The organism is Polyangiaceae bacterium (assembly GCA_020633205.1).
GTDB lineage: Bacteria > Myxococcota_A > Polyangia > Polyangiales > Polyangiaceae > JAHBVY01.
This window is the reverse complement of the sequence record JACKEB010000020.1, coordinates 152,901-171,527: the sequence shown is the minus strand read 5'-3', so window position 1 is coordinate 171,527 and position 18,627 is coordinate 152,901. Positions and strand designations below refer to the sequence as shown.

Sequence of the window (18,627 nt, the reverse complement as noted above, 5' to 3'; positions counted from 1 at the left end):
ATCGTGCGTCAGCGGACGCGCGAAATCAGTGTAGCATTCGCCCGTGGCGCACGTCGCAGCGGATTCCAGCGCAGCTTTTGTTGGGGGGGAGGCGCGCCTCGCCGGGCTGCGAGTGGCTTACGTCGCCTTCGAAGGCTTCCCCAACTCGAAGGGCTCTGGCACGCGCATCCGGCAAATGACTCGGGCGCTCAGCGACGCCGGTGCAGAGGTGCACCTGGTCACTCTGGCACCAAAACCGGGCGCGGGCGCACCACCGCCAGGCGTCGTGTTGCATCCGGTGAACCTGCTCGAAGACAACCTGCTCGCCCGCGCCCTCGCGTTTCGCGACCGTGTGCTTCGAGAGCTGGTGGCGATTCGACCGGACGTCGTGCATTTCCGTGGGGTATTCGAGGGAGAGGCAGCGCTGGCCTACGGCCAGCGTCGTCGTGTCCCGACCTTGTTCGAGCTCAACGGCTTACCCTCCATCGAGCTTGGGTATCACTACAAGGCCCTGGCGAGCTCGCAGAGCATGCAGGGTAAGCTGAGGTCGCTGGAGTCAGGGATCCTCCAGGGCGCCGATTGGGCGCTCACCCAGAGTCAGACGACCCTCGGGTTCATGCAGAGCCGCGGCTTGCCGCAAGCAACGCCTCGTAGAGTGATCCCAAACGCGGCGGACCCGGAGCTGTTCTGTCCCGGTTCGCGGGCGCTTGCGTCGCCCAGCGTTGGCAGCCCCGCACGGCTGCTCTACGTGGGTGCGACTCAAGCGTGGCAGGGCACGCTGGAGCTCTTGATGGCCACCCGCCGTCTCGCGCGAGAGCTACCGGTAGAGCTCTCCATCGTCGGCCCGATGCGTCGCAAGTGGCGCAAACAGATCGAGCGCAGTGTCCACCGCCTCAAGCTGGATGGCAGCGTCTCGTTGCTCGGTGCTTACCCGGCGGGTGAACTACCCGGGTTGATCCAGGCGTCCCATGTGTGCTTGGCCCCTCTGCGGCGTGACGTGCGCAACAAGCATCAGGGTTGCAGTCCAATCAAGGTGTTTGAGTACATGAGCTGTGGCCGCCCGGTGGTTTCGACGGATCTCCCGTGCATGCGCGAGATCATCGAGCCTGGGGTCACCGGAGAGCTGATCGAGTCGCCGCGGCCCAAGGCGCTTGCCGACGCGCTGCTCGAGTTGCTGGCGGACGACCCGCGCCGGGCGGCGCTCGGTAATGCCGCGCGGCAATACATCGAGGAGAAGGCTAGCTGGGAGCTGCGTCGCAGCGCGCTGGTTGACTTCTACGTCAGCGGGCTGAGCTTGGCGGCCCGGGCCTCTGCGTAGAGTCGTTCGTAGGTTTCGCTCTCCAGGCTAGGCGCGTGTGCCTGGAGCACGTAGTTGCGCGCCCGCTTGCCCCAGGTCAGACGCTCGGCGCTCTCGAGGCACTCCTGCATCGCGTCGGGCAACTGGTCCAGATCATGAGTGTCGAGCAGTGCGCCGGTGACGCCGTGCTCGATGATGTCGATGTGCCCACCCACTCGGGTTGCGAGTACGGGACGCGCGGCGGCCATCGCCTCCAAGGCCGCGTTGGGCGTGCCCTCGAAGAGCGACGGAAAGACCACCAAGTCGCACAGCGCGAGCAGGCGACACAGGCGCTTTGGACTCCCCGAGTACTCGAGCAGCTTGATGCGCGCGGCAGCGTCGGGAGCGGTGGCTTCGAATGCGGCGTAGGCCCGCTGGGCATCGCGCCGCACACCGCCGATCAGCAGCAGATGCAGCGGCGCCCCTCGACTCAGCTCGGCGAAGGCGGGCAGCAAGAAGCGCATGCCCTTCTTCTCTCGCAGCTCACCTACGAACCCGAGCACCTTCGCCCCTGGCTCCAGGTCGAGGGCCGCGCGCAGGCTGTTGTCAGGCTCTTCGGGCTTGAACACCCGTGCGTCGACGGAGTTCGTGACGTGATTCACCGAGCGGTTGAACGCGCGCCCGGCCTTCATGCAAATCTCCCGTGAGACGCCGCTGACCAGCGTGGCGTTCTCCACGGCGTGTTTGAGTAGATGAAATTGATCCGTGCGGAAGAGACCCCGGTCGACGTCATTACCGCGCAGGCTGAGTAAGGAGGCGACCCCTGCTAGCTGTGCTGCGAGCACTCCAGCGTAGCCCGCATCGCTCCCATAGATCGCGTGGACCAGATCCGCGTCGCTGCGCTGGAGCACGCTACTGCCATGCTCGACCAGTGCCATCAGGTCGCGTTCCAGATCTCCCTGGCGCCCGACATGATGCTCGAACACGCACTGCTTTTCGCTGCGTCCTTGATCCTCGCTGCTCGGTTCCTCGCTGCTGTCCAGCGCTTCGCCGCGGCCGTGCCTCTCACGGGTGACGCAGCCCCCGGGCGGCGCGTGCTTCGACCAACACACGAGGTGCACTTCCTCGCCGCGCGCCGCCGCTTGTTGCGCGATCCGCCAGGTGGCATTGGCGACGCCCCCATGTTCTCCCGGAGCATGAGGAGCAAAGAACACCACCTTGGAAGCGCGCGTCATGGCGAAGCGAGGCTACTCACCCCCAAACCACGCGGCTATTGAAAGATACGAGACTCCTCGTGATGATGCGTGGGATGTCACGCTGGCTCCGGACTACGCTGCTCTTGGTTGTGCTCGGTATCGCGCTGCTCGCCTGCAAGAAGAGCGAGTCGAACGGTAACGCACCTCAGACGACCGCGGTGCCGAGTGGCCCCATCAGCGTGTCTGGTGGGCTCGACATCACCATCCAGACTACCGGTAGCGCGAGCGTCAGTGGGGTTGCCCTCGAGTTCACTCAAGTGGGCACCAACCTCGAGGTGAAGAAGGGCGGCGCACGTATCGCCAAGTTCACCAGGGAGGCGGACCGCATCAAACTGCGTGGAGCTGACGGGGAAACGGTCACCCACAAGTTGAAGTTCAAGTCAGATGGCAAGCTCGAGCTAGAAGACGCCGGCGGTGGCCGCCTCTACATCGCGAAGCCCAAGGACTACGGCTACAAGGTCAGCGACGCGAGCGACACGCCCGTCGTTTCCGTGAAGCAAAAAGACTCGCGGGTCGAAGCGAAGAAGGAGAGCGGCGAGGAAGTGTTCCGCGTCGAAGGTCTGTCCCCCAAAGCGGCCAGCGTGCTCGGCTTCGAGAAGCTCGACCCCGAGCTGCGCGCGGCGCTAGCCTTCTTCGTGCAGAAGAGCGGGCTCTGACTCTGTTGCGTGGGACGAACATATCCGTGAGGCAACAATGAGGTAGTTGTCGAGTGGCGTGCCCTCGGAGGCATCTGTCAGCTCGCAGCTGAGCCCCAGCGCCTCGAGGCGTTCACGAAGCTCGGCTGGATCAACGAAGCGGAACTCGTCTGCGCGATTCATGCGCAGGGTTCGCCCCATGCGTTCCGCAAAGCGCGTCAGCGCGGAGCTTGGCCGAGCCGCTGGTGATGCCTCGCGGATCATCAGTTGACCGCCCGCTGGCAGCGCCCGCGTGATGCGTTCGAGGAGGCGCTGCTGCGCGTCCTCAGGCAAGTAGTGCAAGACGTCGAGCACGAGGAAGCTGTCCCCGCTGAGCGGCGGCGGAGCGGCGAGGTCAGCGACGGAGAACTGGACGTTCGGCGCGCCTGCTGCGGCCCGCTTCGCGACTTCGATCTTCTCGGCGTCGAAGTCGTAGCCCGTGACCCGCTCGGCAACTCCCAGCTCCAGCAAGAGCAGCGCAAACTGTCCGCGACCGCAACCTAGATCCACGAGGTGCCCAAGCTCCTTCAGCGCTTGTGCCTGAGCCGTGAGTGGATCGAAGCGCAGCTTGCCGCGCACGTAGTAGCGATGTTTGGGGAGAGCGGAAGCGTAGCGCGCAACAGTGCGTTGAATGGCTGCATCGAGCTCGGGACCGTGGGAGCGCTGCCGCTCCACCAGCTTGAAGGCGATAGCAGCGAACACCAGTGCGAGACCGAGCCCTACGAGCGGCGCGCCAACAGCCAGCTCCGAAGCGAAGCGGGCGGCGATCTCCGCTAGCGGGCGCGTTCGATCCAGCTCCGCCGCTGCGCCATGTAGCAAGCGGCTCCCTAGCTCCACCTCCGCGATCAGGAGGAAGGGTGCGAAGAACGGGTTCGAGATGTTTGCCGCGAGGTAACACGTCACGAGGTCGAGGCGCAGGGGCAAGCAAACCAGCGCACATAGCGGCAGATGCAGCCCGTACAGCGGCAGGCAACCGATGAACACACCAACCCCGACGGACAGAGCGGCGCGCGCAGGCGTCAGCGTGCCGCCGCGCAGGCGCCGATAGAGGCGCTTGGCGCCAACTCGCAGGCCGCTATTCCGCGCGGATTTAGGGGCGGCTGACGGAGGACTCAAGCTTTGGAGTCGCGCGCGCTGTAGCCCTTGGCGATGCGCAGGTACATTTGAGCTGACTTGTTTTCCGGGTCGGCGGCCAGCACCTTGTCGAGCTCTGCGATGGCTTGAGTCTCTTCACCCGTCGTGAGCATGAGCACCGCGAGCATCAGCCGCGCCTGGTGGTAGCTTGGGTTCGCTTGGAGCGCGGCCTCGAATTCTTCCCGCGCGCGGTCGGTCTTCGTGGCGTCGCGATACAGCACTCCGAGGCGCGTCCGCAGATCCGCGAAGCGAGGACACAGCGCCACGGCGCGCTCGAGCTCCAGGGTGGCCTCTTCGGGCATGCCGGCGTCGAGGTAGGCCTGGCTCACGTCGGCGTGCATGTTCGCGATTTTTCCACGTACGAATGAGTCGGGCTGGGCTCGGCCGCTCACGTCACGCGTGCGCACGCTGCCGTAGATCCCCCGCGCCTTGTCGTATTTCCCGAGGTCGTTGTAGGTGACCATCAGGTTGAGCTGGGCTTCGGTGTAGCGAGGGTTGATCGACACCGCGGTCTCGAACTGGCGTTCTGCCTCACTGAAATGGCCGCGGCTGTGAGCAATGACTCCCAGCATGTTGTGGACGTCCGCGAAGGCGTGGGCCTGCTCTGCCACCTGCTTGAGCAAGTACTCCGCCTGGTCGTACTCGCGGTTGGCGTAGTGCTCACGCCCGAGCAGGAGGATCTGCTTGAGATGGTCGTCCATAGAAGATCAGTGTCGACCAAACTTGACCCTTAAACAATCGCGCTGGCCATCCGCCTCGAGTGCTTGACGCAAGTTCAGTGTTTGTAGCGCGTGCTCGCTTGCTCCGGTTCAGAGCCGCTGCTAAGTCGCCAGCCGTGTCGTCGCAGCCAGGTGGACCTCGACTAGTCGGCCGTGTCGTCGACCCGCTGGTGGGCGACCCCGGCGAGACAGAACCAGTCTTTTCGGCTGCCGAAGCCGACGCGGCGCCCGCTTCGCGCGCGTCGGAGTCGACGCAAGCCTCGCCGAGTCGCGTCTCCGATGGTCCGCCCGCCGAGACCCGTCAGGTGTCGCTGCCACCCATCGACTTGCCGCCGGCGCCCCGCTCGGTGCCCACAGACGTCGTTGAAGTGGCCGCACCCGCCGCTCCGGATTTCGGGGGTGAGGAAGAACCTCACGGAAACGAGGAGTCGCTGGGCGAGCTGGACGCGGACATCCCAGAGCCCACGCCAACCCCCGTTGCTCGCGGTGGTGCCATGCGAGAGCTGCTGCTCGCCAAGGTGCGCGAAGCGGATCCGGACCGCGCGCGCCAGCTCGAGCTAGAGTCTCAAGACGGCGGCCTAGACGAAATTGGGCGCGACTTCTCGCCCCCGACCAACCCGCTGGAGCGCGAGCTCGATGAAATTGGGGTGGATGGACCGAGCAGCCGCTCCTTGCCGGCGATCGTTCGCTCCAAGCCCGGTGTGTCCCCGACCTGGCTCGCGGTGTTCGCCACAGGGTTCGGCGTTGCCATCGTAGCCGCGCTGATCTTCGTCTTGATCCACGTCGCGCCACGCAAGTTCCCGAGCGACGTCGAGCCGGCAGCAGCGCTGCTGGACGCCGGGCCTGAGGCGGTCGCTGCTCAAGAGGCCGAGCCCGAGCGACCGAAGCGGGTGAAGCTGCCTGGGCCCTGGCGCATCGCCGATGACAAGGACAAGCCGGGGATGAAGGTGATCGATGGCGAAATTGGCCGCGATCCTTTTCTCAAGGCGATCCAGGACGCAGGCCTCGAGAAGGCTCAGGCGTACCGCGCGCTCACCGCGCTCAAAGATCTGCGCGACCTCGAGAAGTGCGATCGCAGCGACCGCTTCATTGCCCTGGTGGAGCGCGGCAGCAACCGGCTCAAAGCCTTCGAGTACGAGGTCAGCAAAGAAGAGGTCTACCAGGCGAAGGAAGACAGCGCTGGTCTGCTGCGTGGCAGCAAGCTCGATCTCAAGGTGGATCGCGCCCAGGTGAAGGGAGCGATCCGCATCAGCGGGGCTGGGCTCGATGAGGACGCGAAGAACGCTGGGCTCGAAGCGGGCCTCGCAAGCGTGGTGTCCAAGGCGCTCAAGGGGCAAATGTCCATCGAGCAGTTCAACAAGGGCGACGTGTTGAAGGTGGTCGCCCAAGAGGTCACCGTGCTCGGTGAGTTCGCGCGCTATGCGGGGGTTGAAGCGCTCGAATATATTCCTCAAGGAAATCCTGACAAGGCGGTCCGCATCTACTACTTCCGCGGTAGCCGCTCCAAGGGCTACTTCGACGAGAAGGGGCGCTCCCCGGGCGAGGGGTTCTGGCGGCGCCCGATCCCCGGCGCACCAGTCACGTCGAACTTCAACCCCAATCGCCTACATCCGGTGCTCAAGAAGCGCATGCCGCACACCGGAACAGACTTCGGGGCGGGGACGGGCACGCCGATCCGCGCCAGCTCATATGGCACCGTGAAGTTCATTGGTGTTGCGGGTCGCGCCGGCAACCTGGTGATGATCAAGCACGACAACGACTACGAGACGGGCTACGCGCACATGTCGCGCTTCGCTCAAGGACTCAAGGTTGGGGATCGTGTGGAGCGAGAGCAGGTCATCGGCTACGTCGGCTCGACGGGTAGCGCGACGGGGCCTCACTTGCACTTCATCTGCAAGCACAACGGCAAGTTCGTCGACGCGATGAAGACGCTCAAGTTCGACGCGCTGCACGTGCTCCCAAGCGGTGAGCGCGGTGAGTTCGAACAGTTCAAGAAGCCGTACGACGCGCTCTTCGCCGAGATCAAGCTGCCCGCCGCGCTCGCGGAGCCGGAAGCTGAAGCTCCCGCCGCCGCCGCGACCAGTGAAGGCGCCGACGAAAGCGATGATCCCGGTGACGACGGGAGTGGTTCATCGGGGCTGCCAGAGTCTGACGTGATGATCAAGCCGACCGCCGCGCCCGCGGCGTCCGGAGGTCAGCGGGGCGTCGACCTGAGTAAGGCGGTGAACATGAGCGACGAGGATTTGCTCAAGGCCCAGCCCGCCACCGACGACGGCGAAGTCGAGTAGTGGGGCTCAGCGCCAGGTGAGGCGCATGCGGCACCCAGGGTTTCCCGAAGCGCGACAGCTCAATTCCAAGATTTCCACGCGAGTATTCTCGCTGAAGCTGAACACGCCTTCGAGCCAGCCTTTCACGCTCAGGCAATGGGCGCGATGGGGGAGCGGCATCTCTTCGATGGTTAGCTCCGCTTCGTTTTCGCGCGAGCTCTTACCCAACACGCGCCCGGAGTCGTAGTGGCGGTGCCAAAGCCCGGAGGCGATCTCCAGGAACTGGGTCACATCCATCCCTCGCTGGAACATCGACTTCCACACGCCCGAGGTGTGCTCGGCGGAGTAGCGCCCCATCTGTAGGATCAGCCCGTGGTCTCCACGACCGAACAAGCGATCGATCAGCACGCATAGCTCGATGAAGTGATCGAAGCTGACCCAGCCATCAGACGGATCGGCGACCGTGAGCACTTGCCGCAGACGCTCGCTCGCGTGCTCGAGCAAACGCGCGTGGCCGGCGTCCCCGTAGCGCTCCTTGACGAACGCTTCGCGGACACGGAGGGTTGATGCTTGAGCGCGCCCATGGAGCGCCCAAGAACTCGAACTCTGGCTCGGGCTCACCCACGGGATCTTAGCCGCAGCCGAACGCCTCTTGGGCACACAATTCGGTCGCACGTCCCGCGATTTCATCCGGGGACCGTGGGATCGCTGCTTCCCCTTGGCAGCCGCCGGGTGGAGGGCTAGCTACCAAGGGTGACTCGAACCCTCCGCGGCGTGTGGCTTGGGCGACGCACTTACGGCGCTGTACACGAGCTCCAACAACAACTCCTGGCTGCCCGTCAGCAGCAGCTGATCGGAGACACCGTCCTGCTGCTTGAGCACGAGCCGGTTATCACTTTGGGACGCGGCGCCAAACTCGAACACGTCTTGCTCTCGAAGTCGCTGCTCACAGAGCGGGGCATCGAACTCTTCGAGGTTGGCCGTGGGGGTGACGTCACGCTCCATGCTCCGGGCCAACTCGTCGGCTATCCGATCATCAGCCTGGCTCCAGATCGCCAAGATATCCGGCGTTACGTCGGCGATTTGACGAAGACCATGGGCGACTTGGTCGCGGCCCACGGAATAGGCGCCGGAGCGATCCCCAACGCTCCCGAGTTCATTGGGCTATGGGTGGATGCCGCCGCGCCTGCCCGCTGGCCCGGCCCCGAGGAGGCGCGCCGCCTGCTGAAGATCGGCGCCATCGGTGTGCGGGTCTCGCGCTGGGTTACGATGCATGGCTTTGCGCTGAACCTGACCACGGATCTTAGCCTGTTTCAGCTGATTGTGCCGTGCGGAATCACGAAGTACGGTGTCGCGTCGGTGGAGAGCCTGACCGGCGTCTGCGTCGACGCAGCCAGCGCCTCGAAGCAGGCCTTGGAGAGCCTTTGCGGACGCCTCGACGCCAGCGGGACGTGGGAGGACGCAGCGAGCCTGTCGCTCCCGGAGCTCCACCGCGAGCTCGGATTGCAGCACCTGGATGAGCTGACCGACGCCCCGTGATGCGCTTGCGCGGCGAAAAAATCACCTTCCCATTCCACGACGTCAGTGCCAGAAGCACGCCTGATGGCGATCTCTGAGAGCAGACGCGCAGCGGAGAAGCCCGCCGATCGCGCCCCGGAGCATGCCTCGGAGATCGGGGAAGTGAGCGCCGCGCCGCCTCCGCGCAAGCCAACCTCGCGCCAAGAGGTCCTTCTGCGGGCGCTGCTCGTCTTCGTCTTGCTCTATCTGTTTCTGGTGGGCATCGGCGGCCTCAGCGATGGCTTCAAGGGCCTTGGCAAGCACGCGCTGGACTCGGTTTTTTCCGCCACCTCGAACCCCTTCATTGCGCTGACCATCGGCATCCTGGCGACGACTCTGGTGCAGAGCTCGAGCGTCACTACTTCGATGGTGGTGGCCCTGGTTGCAGCGCCCAACTCGCCACTCCCCCTCGCCAACGCGATCCCGATCATCATGGGAGCCAATATTGGCACTACGGTGACGAATACGCTCGTTTCCCTGGGGCACGCCGGGCGTAAGGACGAGTTTCGGCGCGCCTTCGCCGCTGCCACCTGCCACGACTTCTTCAATTTCTTGGCGGTGGCTGTCCTGCTCCCCCTCGAGCTAGCCACCGGCTACCTCGCGAAGGTGAGCGGTCTCTTCGTTGGCTTGGTGGGCGGCGGTGGCGGTGCCAAACCGCCGAACCCCATCAAGCAGGCGGTCCACTACGGCTTGGAACCGCTGCACAAGGCGATCGACGCGCTCGTCCCGAGCCAGAAGGTCGCAGCGGTGGTGCTGCTCGTCGTCAGCGCGGTCCTGATTTTCGTTTCGCTGTTCCTGCTGGTGAAGACCCTCCGCGCACTCACGGGGACGCGTCTACAGACATACGTGGCTCGGGCACTCGACACCAACGCGTACGTGGGCATCATCGTTGGCGTGCTGGTGACCGTCATGGTGCAGTCTAGCTCGATCACGACGAGCGTCATGGTGCCCTTGGCTGGTGCTGGAATTGTTACCGTGCGGCAAGTGTTTCCGGTTACGCTCGGTGCGAACATTGGGACGACCATCACGGCGCTGCTCGCGTCGATGGCGCTGCCTCCGGAGACCGCTCAGCTCGGCGTGCAAATCGCCCTGGTGCACCTGCTGTTCAACCTGACCGGGCTCCTGATGGTGTACCCGTTGCGCTTCACTCGCGAAATCCCGGTGCGTGCAGCGGAGAAGCTCGCAGATTTGGCAGTGCGCAGCCGGGCCTTGGCTTTCGGCTACGTTGTGGTGTTGTTTTATGGCCTCCCGGCTGGCTTGATTTGGGTCACGAGGGGCTTCTGAGGCGACCTGTGCGAAGCATGGGGCGCATCAGCGATGGAAGAAGGGACTACTCGTCGTGAGTTTGCTGAGGCAGCTGTTGAATGTGTTTCGTGGGCCGAGCGCGCTCGAGGCCGCCACCGAAGACTTCTCACGCATGCTTGAGCTAGCGCTGTCTATGGTCGAGCGCGCGAGCGAGGATTTCTTCGGGCCTGCCCTCTCCCCTCCTGAACGCACGCGGTTCTACGAGCAGGACGTGCGTGTGAATCAATACGAGCGCCAGGTGCGCAAGCTCGTGATTGCACACCTCAGCGGAGCGGGGGCAGCAGACGTGCCCTACGGCCTGCTCTTGATGAGCCTGGTGAAAGACGTCGAGCGTCTTGGGGACTACGCGAAGAACCTGATCGAGGTGCCGGAGCTCCGTCGGGATGATTTCCCTGAGGATTCAAACTACCAGGAGCTGCTCGAGATCAAGCGCAGCGTGGTGGCGCTCGCAACCGAAGTCGGTCCTGTCTACGCGAACAGCGATCATGCTCGCGCCAGGGATCTCACCGTCGAGGGTAGAAGCATCGCGAAGCGTTGCGATCAGCTGGTGGTGCGTGTCGCCGCTGGAGACTACCCAGCGAACATCGCGATCGCGCTCACCCTTGGAGCGCGCTTCTTCAAGCGGGTGGAAATGCACCTGCTGAACGTGCTGAGCAGCGTGCTGATGCCACTGCACAAGCTTGACTATTTCGACGAGGACGTCGCGCCCAGCAAGCGCTGATGCTCCGTGCTGGCTTGGCCAGCGTTACCTCGAGGATACGTCAGCCTGGCTCGCAGCTGCAGAAAGCGGGCGCCGCCCGCTAGAGTTTCTGTTGTAAGCGTTTGGTGAGGCGACCGATTGCGCGGGTGTGCAGCCTGCTCGCCCAACTCTTCGAGAGCCCGAGCTCCGCGGCGACGTGGTCGAAGCGCTCCCCCTCGAAGTAGTGGCGCTGCACTAGCTCCCGTTCTTGCTCCGGGAGCTCGGCGATGCCCTCTTGGATCAGCTGCAGGAGCTGAGCGCGCTCCAGCTGCTCGTCAGCAGGGGCGTCGAGGGAGAGGTGGTCGGGGCCGTCTTCACCGGGCACTGTCTGACTGACGATTCCCGTGGCCATGGCGGTTGCCATGTTCGCCAAGTGATCATTCAAGGCCCGCTCTGCGTCGGCGCGCGCGCTACCCGGCGGCGCACCCCCTTGTAGATCCTCGACCACACCTTCACTGACGCGGCCTGCAGCTTCCAGGGCGCGGAGCCGCTCGTGGACTCTGCGGGGCAGATGCGCGAGGCTGCGAAGACCATCGATGACGGAACCGCGCACGCGGTAGCTGGCGAACGCGCGAAACGGAACTCCGCGTTCTGGGTCGTAGCGCCTCGCCGCGTCCAGTAGGCCCTCCCTGGCGAAGCTCAAGAGTTCATCCAAGGCGGCGTTCGGCACGCCTCTCCCGACGTGTCGGGCGATGATCTCGCACAAGTCCAAGTGGTCATGGAATCGAGCGAGCGCTTCCGGTGAGTCCGGGGTCGTCACAACAGCCAACCTGGCAAAGCGAATCGAAGATCTGCGGGAGAACGAACCACGGCGCATTCTGCATTTGCCGTGGAGCCCCCCCCACGCTGCGCGGGGGCCGGCTGGTGACCTCGACGAGCGAAGTCGTGAGCCGCTGGGGCGTTTGTGGACACTAGCGCAGCTTGCGGTGACATCGCGACTGAGAATCGCCCCGGCGCGGGGCTGCTGGCGGAGTGCTGTGAAGCATCCTCCGCTCGCGCCCCTTCGCTCTGCAGGCGAAAGACCGGGGCTGGGACGCTGCATCCTTGCGCGGCTCGCGGCGGTGCGTGGGGTGCTGGCTGTGCTGGGGTGGGTTGGGGAGTCATCGGGGAAACTCGGGCACGCATCGTTGAGCTGCGCGTGCCATAGTCAGAGGATGAGCAGGTGGGGACGATACGCCGCAGCCTATGTCGGGCTGGCCCTGCTCGCGTTGGTTATCGGTGCTTGGCGTGGTGAGTCCTTGTTCACCCTTCCAGTGGCTTGGCTAACGATTGCTCCCTCCCATACCTGGAGCGCAGGCGCTGGGCTGGGCGTCGGATTGCTGGTGGTCGTACTCACCCGAGTGTGCGTGGTGCGTTTTGAATGGGCGCGGCAGCTGCACCGGGATCTGCGTCCCGTTGCGCGGGGATTGAGCCCGGTCGGTCTGCTGGCGCTCGCTGTGCTCAGTTCCTTGGGTGAGGAGTTGCTGTTTCGCGGGGCGCTGCAGCCGTTGGCTGGGGTTTGGCTACAAGCGCTGATTTTCGGCTTGGTGCACTACGTTCCTGGTCCGAGCCGTTGGGTATGGGCGGGTTGGGCAGCCGCCATTGGATTGATTCTGGGGTTGGTCTACGCCGCCACGGGGAGCTTGCTAGGGCCCCTGCTCGCCCATGGCTTGATCAACGCGGTCAACCTGCGCTTCTTGAAGCATCACGATCCCGATCCTCGCCCCCGCAACTTGGGCGGGCTATTGGGCCAACGTAGCTGATTTAAATTTCCTTGGGGAATTGTGGTTCATCCGCGCCTCGCGCGGGTGAATTGCTTGCAGGTGGGTCATTCAGCCGTTGCTTTGCAGGGTCGTCTTCACGGCGCTGCCGGCGCGGTCCACCAGCTTTCCGGCGAGGTCCACGGCTTCGCTGTAGCGATAGATGCCAGCTTGGAGCGCGATCAAGTCGCCCGCGGCCAGGCCTCCCATCTGCGCGCCGTTCAAGGCCCGCTTGACCGTCTTTTCCCCGCGATCGATTTCGCCCCCGAGGGCGCTGAGCGCTTGCTTGAAGCGACTCTCGACGTGTTCGGGCTCAGCTGACGCTGAAGGTGCCGACGCGGTGGCGGGGGGAGGGCTCGGGGCTCCAGTTCCGATTTCCATGGCTAGCTGTCGACCAGGACTCGGGTTGGTTGCGTGCTTTGTGGGTAAGATGCCAGCTTGCCCCGTGACCGAAGCGGGCTATTGAGAGGACGTGGAGCAGATCGAGCGCATCCTGGTTGCGATGAGCGGTGGCGTCGATTCGTCGGTCGCCGCTGCCCGCTTGGTCGCTGCGGGGCACGATGTCGTTGGGGTCACGCTGCATCTCTGGGACTATCCAGACGACGGTCAGGTCAAAGGGCGCTGCTGCGCACCGGAAGACGTCCACGACGCTCGCCGAGTCTGCGACGCGCTGAGCATTCCCTACTTCGCCTTCGATCGTCGCGAGCTATTCCAGCGCGAAGTCGTGGGGCCCTTCGTTGATGCCTATCTCGAGGGGGAAACGCCGAGCCCATGCGTGCGCTGCAATCGCGGAGTCAAGCTGCGGGAGCTGTTGCAACTGGCGGATCGCCTGGGAGCGAGCCACGTCGCGACCGGGCACTACGCGCGCATTCGGGAGCACGCCGGGCGTCCGGCGCTTTTTCGCGCACGGGATTTGGCCAAGGACCAGAGCTACTTCCTGCACATGCTGGACGCGGCGACGCTGGGCCGCTTGATGTTTCCTCTGGGTGACGCCACCAAGGCGGAAATCCGCGCCGAGGCCGAGACGCTGGCTCTGCCTGGAGCAACCAAGGGCGAGAGCCAAGAGCTGTGCTTCGTTCCTCGAGGGCGCTACGACGCACTGGTCAGCTCACGTGCCGGGGATCGCGTCACCAAGGGCCAGCTGGTGGATCAGGGGGGGAGGGTGCTCGCTGAGCACGACGGCATCCACCGCTTCACAGTGGGCCAGCGCAAGAACCTGGGAGTTGCCGCGGGGAAACGTTTGTACGTCGTGCGAGTAGACCGCGGGGGTACGGTCGAACTCGGGCCCCGGGAGCAACTCCTCGCCGATCGCGCCAAGCTCGCCGAGGTCGCACTGGCGACGGGGCAAGCCGCGCCCTTCGACTGCCAAGCCGTGGTCCGCTACCGCGGAACACCTCAGCCCGCCAAGCTCGCAAACCGGCTCGGGGAGTTTCAGCTCGAGTTCGCGGAGCCCCTGCACGCTATCGTGCCGGGACAAGTTGCGGTGATGTACGACGGGGATCGAGTGCTTGGGGGTGGTACCATCCAGAGGAGCTGGCTCCACAGCTCCGAGCAGGAGCCGAAAGTCGCTAGCCCACCTGCACGCCCAGAGCCGCAGCCATGACCCCTCACCCCCAAACCCAAAGCATGCGAAACCTGCGACGGCGCCTGAGGCCTTGGCTAAGGAGCTCCGGCGCTGCGCTGTTGCTGCTCGGTCTCCTGGGGGGCGCGTGCAGCACCGCCGAAGGCGAGGGCGAAGTAAAGAGCGACCGGCTCTTCATCGAGGGCTGTTGGAACGGCAGCTATGATTTGAAGCCCAGCTTTTTCGCTGCGAACCCCTACCGCGACACGATGCTCATCCGCATCCAGCGTGGGGAAGACATCGAGGAGCTGAGCGACGGGTTGATCGTGATGGTCAATAACGTGGACGGGATCCGCAAGGGCTTGCTCGGAACCTCGATTCCCGTGGGGCTGCCGTCGGGAGTGCAACCGGTTGGGACTCCAATCCGCGAACTCGAGGAGCCGCTGGTCAGCCTCAGCCTGTACCTGCACCAAACGTGTCACGAGCAGAACGGCACGTTGCACGCGGTAGATGGCACGATCACCTTCAGCGATCTGTTCAGCGGCGATCCAAACGAGACGAACGGCGACGATCGGCTCACGGATGCGGAGTTTGACGCGACCTTCGTCGACCCACGAGATGCCACGGCGGATGGCAGTTATCCGGCGGGGCGCACCAGCCGTGTGACGGGACGGTTTCGCTTCTTCTTCCAGCGCGGTCAGCCAGCGCAGCCGTTTCCATAAGCGCTCGCTACTCCGCGACAACGCGCCGCGCAATCCATGCCGAGCGGCGGAGCGGTGAGCTTGATCAAGGCACGCCACCTTGCCCAGAAGCGGGATTGAAGCTTGGCAAGCCGCGCTTCTGCAGACGACAATTCGGTGTTCGTTCGCGGCAGTCACCAGCTGGTCGCCAACCGCTCGGTGTGCGCGGCGGCTTGTTCAAAGCATGGTGGCGACGCAGCCGTGAGTGCGCGCCCTCCAACTCCAGCTACTGGCTTCATCCGTCTGTTTGGCGCAGGCGGAAGTATACGCTCCCGCCGCCTTGATCGTCGGGTGTCTGACCGATACGATTTCTCAAACGGTTTCCTATGTATCCGCGCTTCCTCTTCATCGCCTTGTTCGCGTTTGCTCTGAGCCTGTTTGGTTCGACGGCATTCGCTGCCCCGAAGTCCTTTGGCAAAGCTGACGCGGCTTGGCACCGCGGCGAACTCGAGGAGGCTCAAAAGCTCTACCAAGAGGCGCTCGACGCGGGTGGGCTCGAGCCTGAAGAGGTCGTCATCGCCTACAGCCGAATTGGCACCGTGAAGGCGGCGTTGAAGGACAAGGCCGGTGCCTTGAGCGACTTCCGCGTGGCGTCCGTCGTCGATCCAAACTTCGAGCTGCCCGCAGACAGCGGTCCCGTCGCACGCAAGCTCTACGCGCAGGCGAAGTCGGAGGCGGGTGAGCAAGGCGAAAAGCTCAGCCTCAACATCAGCGCGCCCGAGGAGATCCCCGCCAACCAAGCGTTTGTCATCGAGACAGAAATTCCGGAGGGATTTTCCGTCTTCGTCACCCGAGTCGTGGTGACCATCGAAGACACGCTGACTGGCAAGAAGTGGCGCAAGAAGCTCGATTCATCCGGCAAGCTCACCTTCAAGTTTCCGCCCAAGGTTGCGGAGCGTGGCGCGCGTCTGAAGGTTCGAGTCGCGGGGATGGACAGCAAGGACAACGCGTGGGTCGCCGAGAGCCTGAAGATCAAGGTCGAAGGGGAGCGCTCGACCGGCGCGGCGCCTGCCAGCGGAAGCTGGGGCAAAGAGGATCCCTTCGCGAACAAGAAGAAGGACAAGAAGAAGGACGAGGGAGGCATCTTCTCAGGGCCCGTGCCCTGGATTGCCGGCGGCGTGGCCATCGTAGCGACCGCTGCGGTGGTGTTCTTTGCAACGCGGCCGTCCGATGATGTCAGCGTTGGAGCGCCGGCTTGGCAATGAGCCCTGGCCCTGCGCCTCGGCCTCCACGTGCGCCCCGGCTCTCCGGGTCGGAGAGTGACTCGCGTCTCGAATACAGTGAACCCTCGTTCCCCTCAGGTGGGACCTACTTTCTGGGGCGCTACCGCGTTGTCGATGAGATCGGCGTCGGTGGAATGGCCTCCGTGCATCTGGCGCGTGCAGATGGCCCTGGCGGCTTCCAAAAGTGGGTGGCTATCAAGCGCATCCACAAGCACCTGGCGGAAGACCAGACTTTCATCTCCATGTTTCTGGATGAGGCGCGCATTGCCGCGCGGATCACTCATCCAAACGTAGCTCAGGTCTTTGACCTTGGTACCCACCGCGACAGCTACTGGATCGCGATGGAGTACCTGCACGGCGAACCTCTGAGGGAGGTCATGCGCGTGCTCGATGAGGGGGGCGGCCCCGCAATGAGCCACGCGATGGTGGCGCGGATCGTGGCCGATGCCGCGGAGGGCCTCCACGCCGCCCACGAGTTGGCGGACAAGCACGGCAAAACGCTCGGTCTCGTCCACCGCGATGTGACGCCACACAACCTGTTCGTGACCTACGACGGGAGCGTAAAGGTCGTGGACTTTGGCGTTGCCAAGGTCACTGACCGCATGACCAAGACGCGCGCCGGGACCCTGAAGGGCAAGCTCGCCTACATGAGCCCGGAGCAGGTGCGGGGTGAGGATGTCGATCGGCGCACCGACGTATTCGCGCTGGGCGTCGTGATCTGGGAGATCACCACCGGGCGTCGTCTATTCCGCATGGATAACGATTTGGACACCCTCGAGCGTGTCCAGGCGTGCATCGTGCCGTCGCCATCGAGCATCGTCGCGAACTACCCGGTGGAGCTCGAGTCGATCGTCATGCGCGCGCTGGCGAAGGACAAGAACCGCCGTTTCCAGACGGCTCGTGAGCTCTCCCGAGCGCTGCAGCAGTACCTGATGAAGACGGGGCAGTTCATCGGCGCCGACGAAATCGGCGGCTACATGAAGCAGGTGCTCGCCGATCGCTACGAGAAGCGCGAGGCGCATCTCCAGTGGGCAGCAGAGGTCACTCAGACCATCAGCCTAGACAAGCTGGAGCGGCCCTCTGCTGGCAACTTGGACGAGGTGAGCCTGCTGACGCTGGAGAGCGACGTGCAGTCAGTGCCCGGCCAGCCGGGGCCCCTGAAGACATCCACTGCGCTCGCGAGCCCAGGCGCACGCTTGCCCCCGATCAGCGCAACTCCGGCTCCCTCAGATGTTTCCGCGCGGCGGCCCTCTCAACCCACGCGTCAGGCGATTCCCAGTTCCACTCCCGTATCGGGCCCCGCGTTTGCGGCGGCCAGTGCCATGCGCCCCTTTGGGGCGACTCAACCCCTCGCAGCACCTCGGCCAGCAGCTGGACGGCCGCCAACGGTGCCGCCTCCACAGGCACTTCCAGGCTACCCCTTGGAAGGGCCATCCTCTCAGCCCCAGCCAGATTCCGCCATGAACTCTCCGAAGCGCACTCAGCTAGGCCTTGGTGCTCCGCCTCCGCCGCCTCCGCGTCCGGCTCCAGCCAAGACACAGGTGATTCCCAGCTACTCGGCGCCGGCGCCACAGCCTCCCGTGCAGCACGCGGGCTTTCACAGCTACGATGAAGACGACGATGCGGTCACTCGCATCATGGACAGCCCGATGGACCTCAACGACGAGGACCTGAACACGGCGTCCATTTCGACTGCGGTCCACGTTCCGCCAAAGAGCTACCAGCCGGCGCCGCAGCCCGCCGCTCCCGTGGTCGTATCGGAACCGCCGCCGGCTCAGATGGCTCCCACCCCGGCGCCAGCGGCAGTGCAGCAGGCTGCTCCGCAGGTCATCTACTCGCAGCCGCCTCCGCAGAAGGACTCGCGCTCGTTGATGATCGCCGTCATCGCCGCGACGACGACGCTCGCAGCGTTGGCGCTCACGGCGCTCGTGGTGTTGAAGGTGCTTGAAAAGCCGGCGCCGGCGCCTGTGCCCACCGTCGCGACCGTGCAAGCTCCCACGGCGCCTACCACGCCGCCTCCTGTTGCGACGGCGGAGCCGGCTGCAACGGCAACAGCGACCGCCACCGCTACCGCCGCTCCTGAGGGCGAAACGTTGGACCCGACTTCTCTCCCCGAGGAAAAGAAGCCGGAGGCACCGACGGCCGCCGGAACGCCGACCTCGGCTCCCGCTCGGGTGCCTGGTCCGCTGCCGAAGAAGGAGGAGACGCCCGCGGCGTCCACCGCCCCCGGCTTCCTCACCGTGGTGTGTGACCCGGCTTGCGACAGCGTGAGCGCAAACGGCCGTAACCTGGGGCCCTCGCCCGTCGTGCGTGCCTCGCTTGCCCCAGGGAACTACGGGGTGTCCCTGCGACGCAAGGGCGCCGCGTCAAAGTCCATCAGCGTGAAGATCACGAGCGGGAAGACGACGGCACAACGCGTGAACATGGGATCTTGAACGACTCTTTGGGGCGAACCTGA

17 protein-coding genes are annotated in these 18,627 nt (G+C 64.8%); 11 read left to right on the top strand and 6 right to left on the bottom strand.

Translation table 11 applies throughout. From position 1 onward, the window contains the following. Positions 1–43 precede the first annotated feature (43 nt). The gene (locus H6718_31975; protein ID MCB9590077.1) at positions 44–1,297 is read left to right on the top strand and encodes a glycosyltransferase family 4 protein; all 1,254 of its coding nucleotides are present in this window, start codon (positions 44–46) and stop codon (positions 1,295–1,297) included. Here the strand turns inward: H6718_31975 and H6718_31970 are convergent. Further along, positions 1,255–2,490 carry a glycosyltransferase gene (locus H6718_31970; protein ID MCB9590076.1) on the bottom strand — a complete coding sequence of 412 codons (1,236 nt, stop codon included), beginning with the start codon at positions 2,488–2,490 and terminating at the stop codon, positions 1,255–1,257. The genes H6718_31975 and H6718_31970 overlap by 43 nt on opposite strands. Before the next feature lie 74 nt (positions 2,491–2,564). Between H6718_31970 and H6718_31965 the strand changes: the two genes are divergently transcribed. Further along, a complete protein-coding gene (locus H6718_31965) occupies positions 2,565–3,167 on the top strand; it encodes a hypothetical protein (protein ID MCB9590075.1) in 603 nt (200 codons plus the stop codon). On the opposite strand, the gene H6718_31960 is transcribed toward H6718_31965, so the two are convergent. Both H6718_31960 and H6718_31955 read right to left on the bottom strand, forming a co-directional pair. After that, positions 3,135–4,301: a DUF2062 domain-containing protein gene (locus H6718_31960; GenBank protein MCB9590074.1), complete on the bottom strand. Its 1,167-nt coding sequence runs from the start codon at positions 4,299–4,301 to the stop codon at positions 3,135–3,137. The genes H6718_31965 and H6718_31960 overlap by 33 nt on opposite strands. Continuing rightward, positions 4,298–5,020, bottom strand: a complete 723-nt coding sequence (locus tag H6718_31955; protein ID MCB9590073.1) for a tetratricopeptide repeat protein — start codon at positions 5,018–5,020, stop codon at positions 4,298–4,300. The genes H6718_31960 and H6718_31955 overlap by 4 nt, the downstream gene beginning before the upstream one ends. A gap of 134 nt (positions 5,021–5,154) precedes the next feature. Here H6718_31955 and H6718_31950 point away from each other — a divergent pair, with 134 nt between their 5' ends. Beyond that, positions 5,155–7,326 (top strand): M23 family metallopeptidase, encoded by a 2,172-nt coding sequence (locus H6718_31950; protein ID MCB9590072.1) that lies wholly within the window; start codon positions 5,155–5,157, stop codon positions 7,324–7,326. 6 nt (positions 7,327–7,332) lie between these two features. Here H6718_31950 and H6718_31945 read toward each other — a convergent pair whose 3' ends face one another. Further along, the gene (locus tag H6718_31945) at positions 7,333–7,926 is read right to left on the bottom strand and encodes a hypothetical protein (GenBank protein MCB9590071.1); all 594 of its coding nucleotides are present in this window, start codon (positions 7,924–7,926) and stop codon (positions 7,333–7,335) included. Between the two features lie 132 nt (positions 7,927–8,058). On the opposite strand from H6718_31945, the gene lipB reads away from it, so the two are divergent. From lipB to H6718_31930, 3 genes are all read left to right on the top strand, one after another. After that, positions 8,059–8,844, top strand: a complete 786-nt coding sequence (gene lipB, locus H6718_31940) for a lipoyl(octanoyl) transferase LipB (GenBank protein ID MCB9590070.1) — start codon at positions 8,059–8,061, stop codon at positions 8,842–8,844. A 63-nt stretch (positions 8,845–8,907) separates the two neighbouring features. Next, positions 8,908–10,146 carry a Na/Pi symporter gene (locus tag H6718_31935; GenBank protein MCB9590069.1) on the top strand — a complete coding sequence of 413 codons (1,239 nt, stop codon included), beginning with the start codon at positions 8,908–8,910 and terminating at the stop codon, positions 10,144–10,146. 55 nt (positions 10,147–10,201) lie between these two features. Continuing rightward, on the top strand, positions 10,202–10,888 hold the full coding sequence (locus H6718_31930) for a hypothetical protein (GenBank protein ID MCB9590068.1): 687 nt from the start codon (positions 10,202–10,204) through the stop codon (positions 10,886–10,888). A gap of 79 nt (positions 10,889–10,967) precedes the next feature. Here H6718_31930 and H6718_31925 read toward each other — a convergent pair whose 3' ends face one another. Further along, complete coding sequence (locus H6718_31925; protein ID MCB9590067.1) at positions 10,968–11,666, bottom strand: sigma-70 family RNA polymerase sigma factor; 699 nt, start codon at positions 11,664–11,666, stop codon at positions 10,968–10,970. A 394-nt stretch (positions 11,667–12,060) separates the two neighbouring features. Here H6718_31925 and H6718_31920 point away from each other — a divergent pair, with 394 nt between their 5' ends. After that, entirely contained in the window at positions 12,061–12,648 is a 588-nt protein-coding gene (locus H6718_31920) for a CPBP family intramembrane metalloprotease (GenBank protein MCB9590066.1), read from the top strand. A gap of 69 nt (positions 12,649–12,717) precedes the next feature. Here the strand turns inward: H6718_31920 and H6718_31915 are convergent, their stop codons facing one another. Next, on the bottom strand, positions 12,718–13,026 hold the full coding sequence (locus H6718_31915; GenBank protein ID MCB9590065.1) for a hypothetical protein: 309 nt from the start codon (positions 13,024–13,026) through the stop codon (positions 12,718–12,720). 121 nt (positions 13,027–13,147) lie between these two features. On the opposite strand from H6718_31915, the gene mnmA reads away from it, so the two are divergent. The 4 genes from mnmA to H6718_31895 all read left to right on the top strand — a co-directional run bounded on the left by mnmA (position 13,148) and on the right by H6718_31895 (position 18,604). Further along, complete coding sequence (mnmA, locus tag H6718_31910) at positions 13,148–14,248, top strand: tRNA 2-thiouridine(34) synthase MnmA (GenBank protein MCB9590064.1); 1,101 nt, start codon at positions 13,148–13,150, stop codon at positions 14,246–14,248. 77 nt (positions 14,249–14,325) lie between these two features. Next, positions 14,326–14,928, top strand: a complete 603-nt coding sequence (locus H6718_31905; GenBank protein MCB9590063.1) for a hypothetical protein — start codon at positions 14,326–14,328, stop codon at positions 14,926–14,928. Positions 14,929–15,272: 344 nt separating this feature from the next. Continuing rightward, positions 15,273–16,151 (top strand): tetratricopeptide repeat protein, encoded by an 879-nt coding sequence (locus tag H6718_31900; GenBank protein ID MCB9590062.1) that lies wholly within the window; start codon positions 15,273–15,275, stop codon positions 16,149–16,151. Further along, on the top strand, positions 16,148–18,604 hold the full coding sequence (locus H6718_31895) for a protein kinase (GenBank protein ID MCB9590061.1): 2,457 nt from the start codon (positions 16,148–16,150) through the stop codon (positions 18,602–18,604). The genes H6718_31900 and H6718_31895 overlap by 4 nt, the downstream gene beginning before the upstream one ends. The last annotated feature ends 23 nt before the right edge of the window (positions 18,605–18,627 follow it).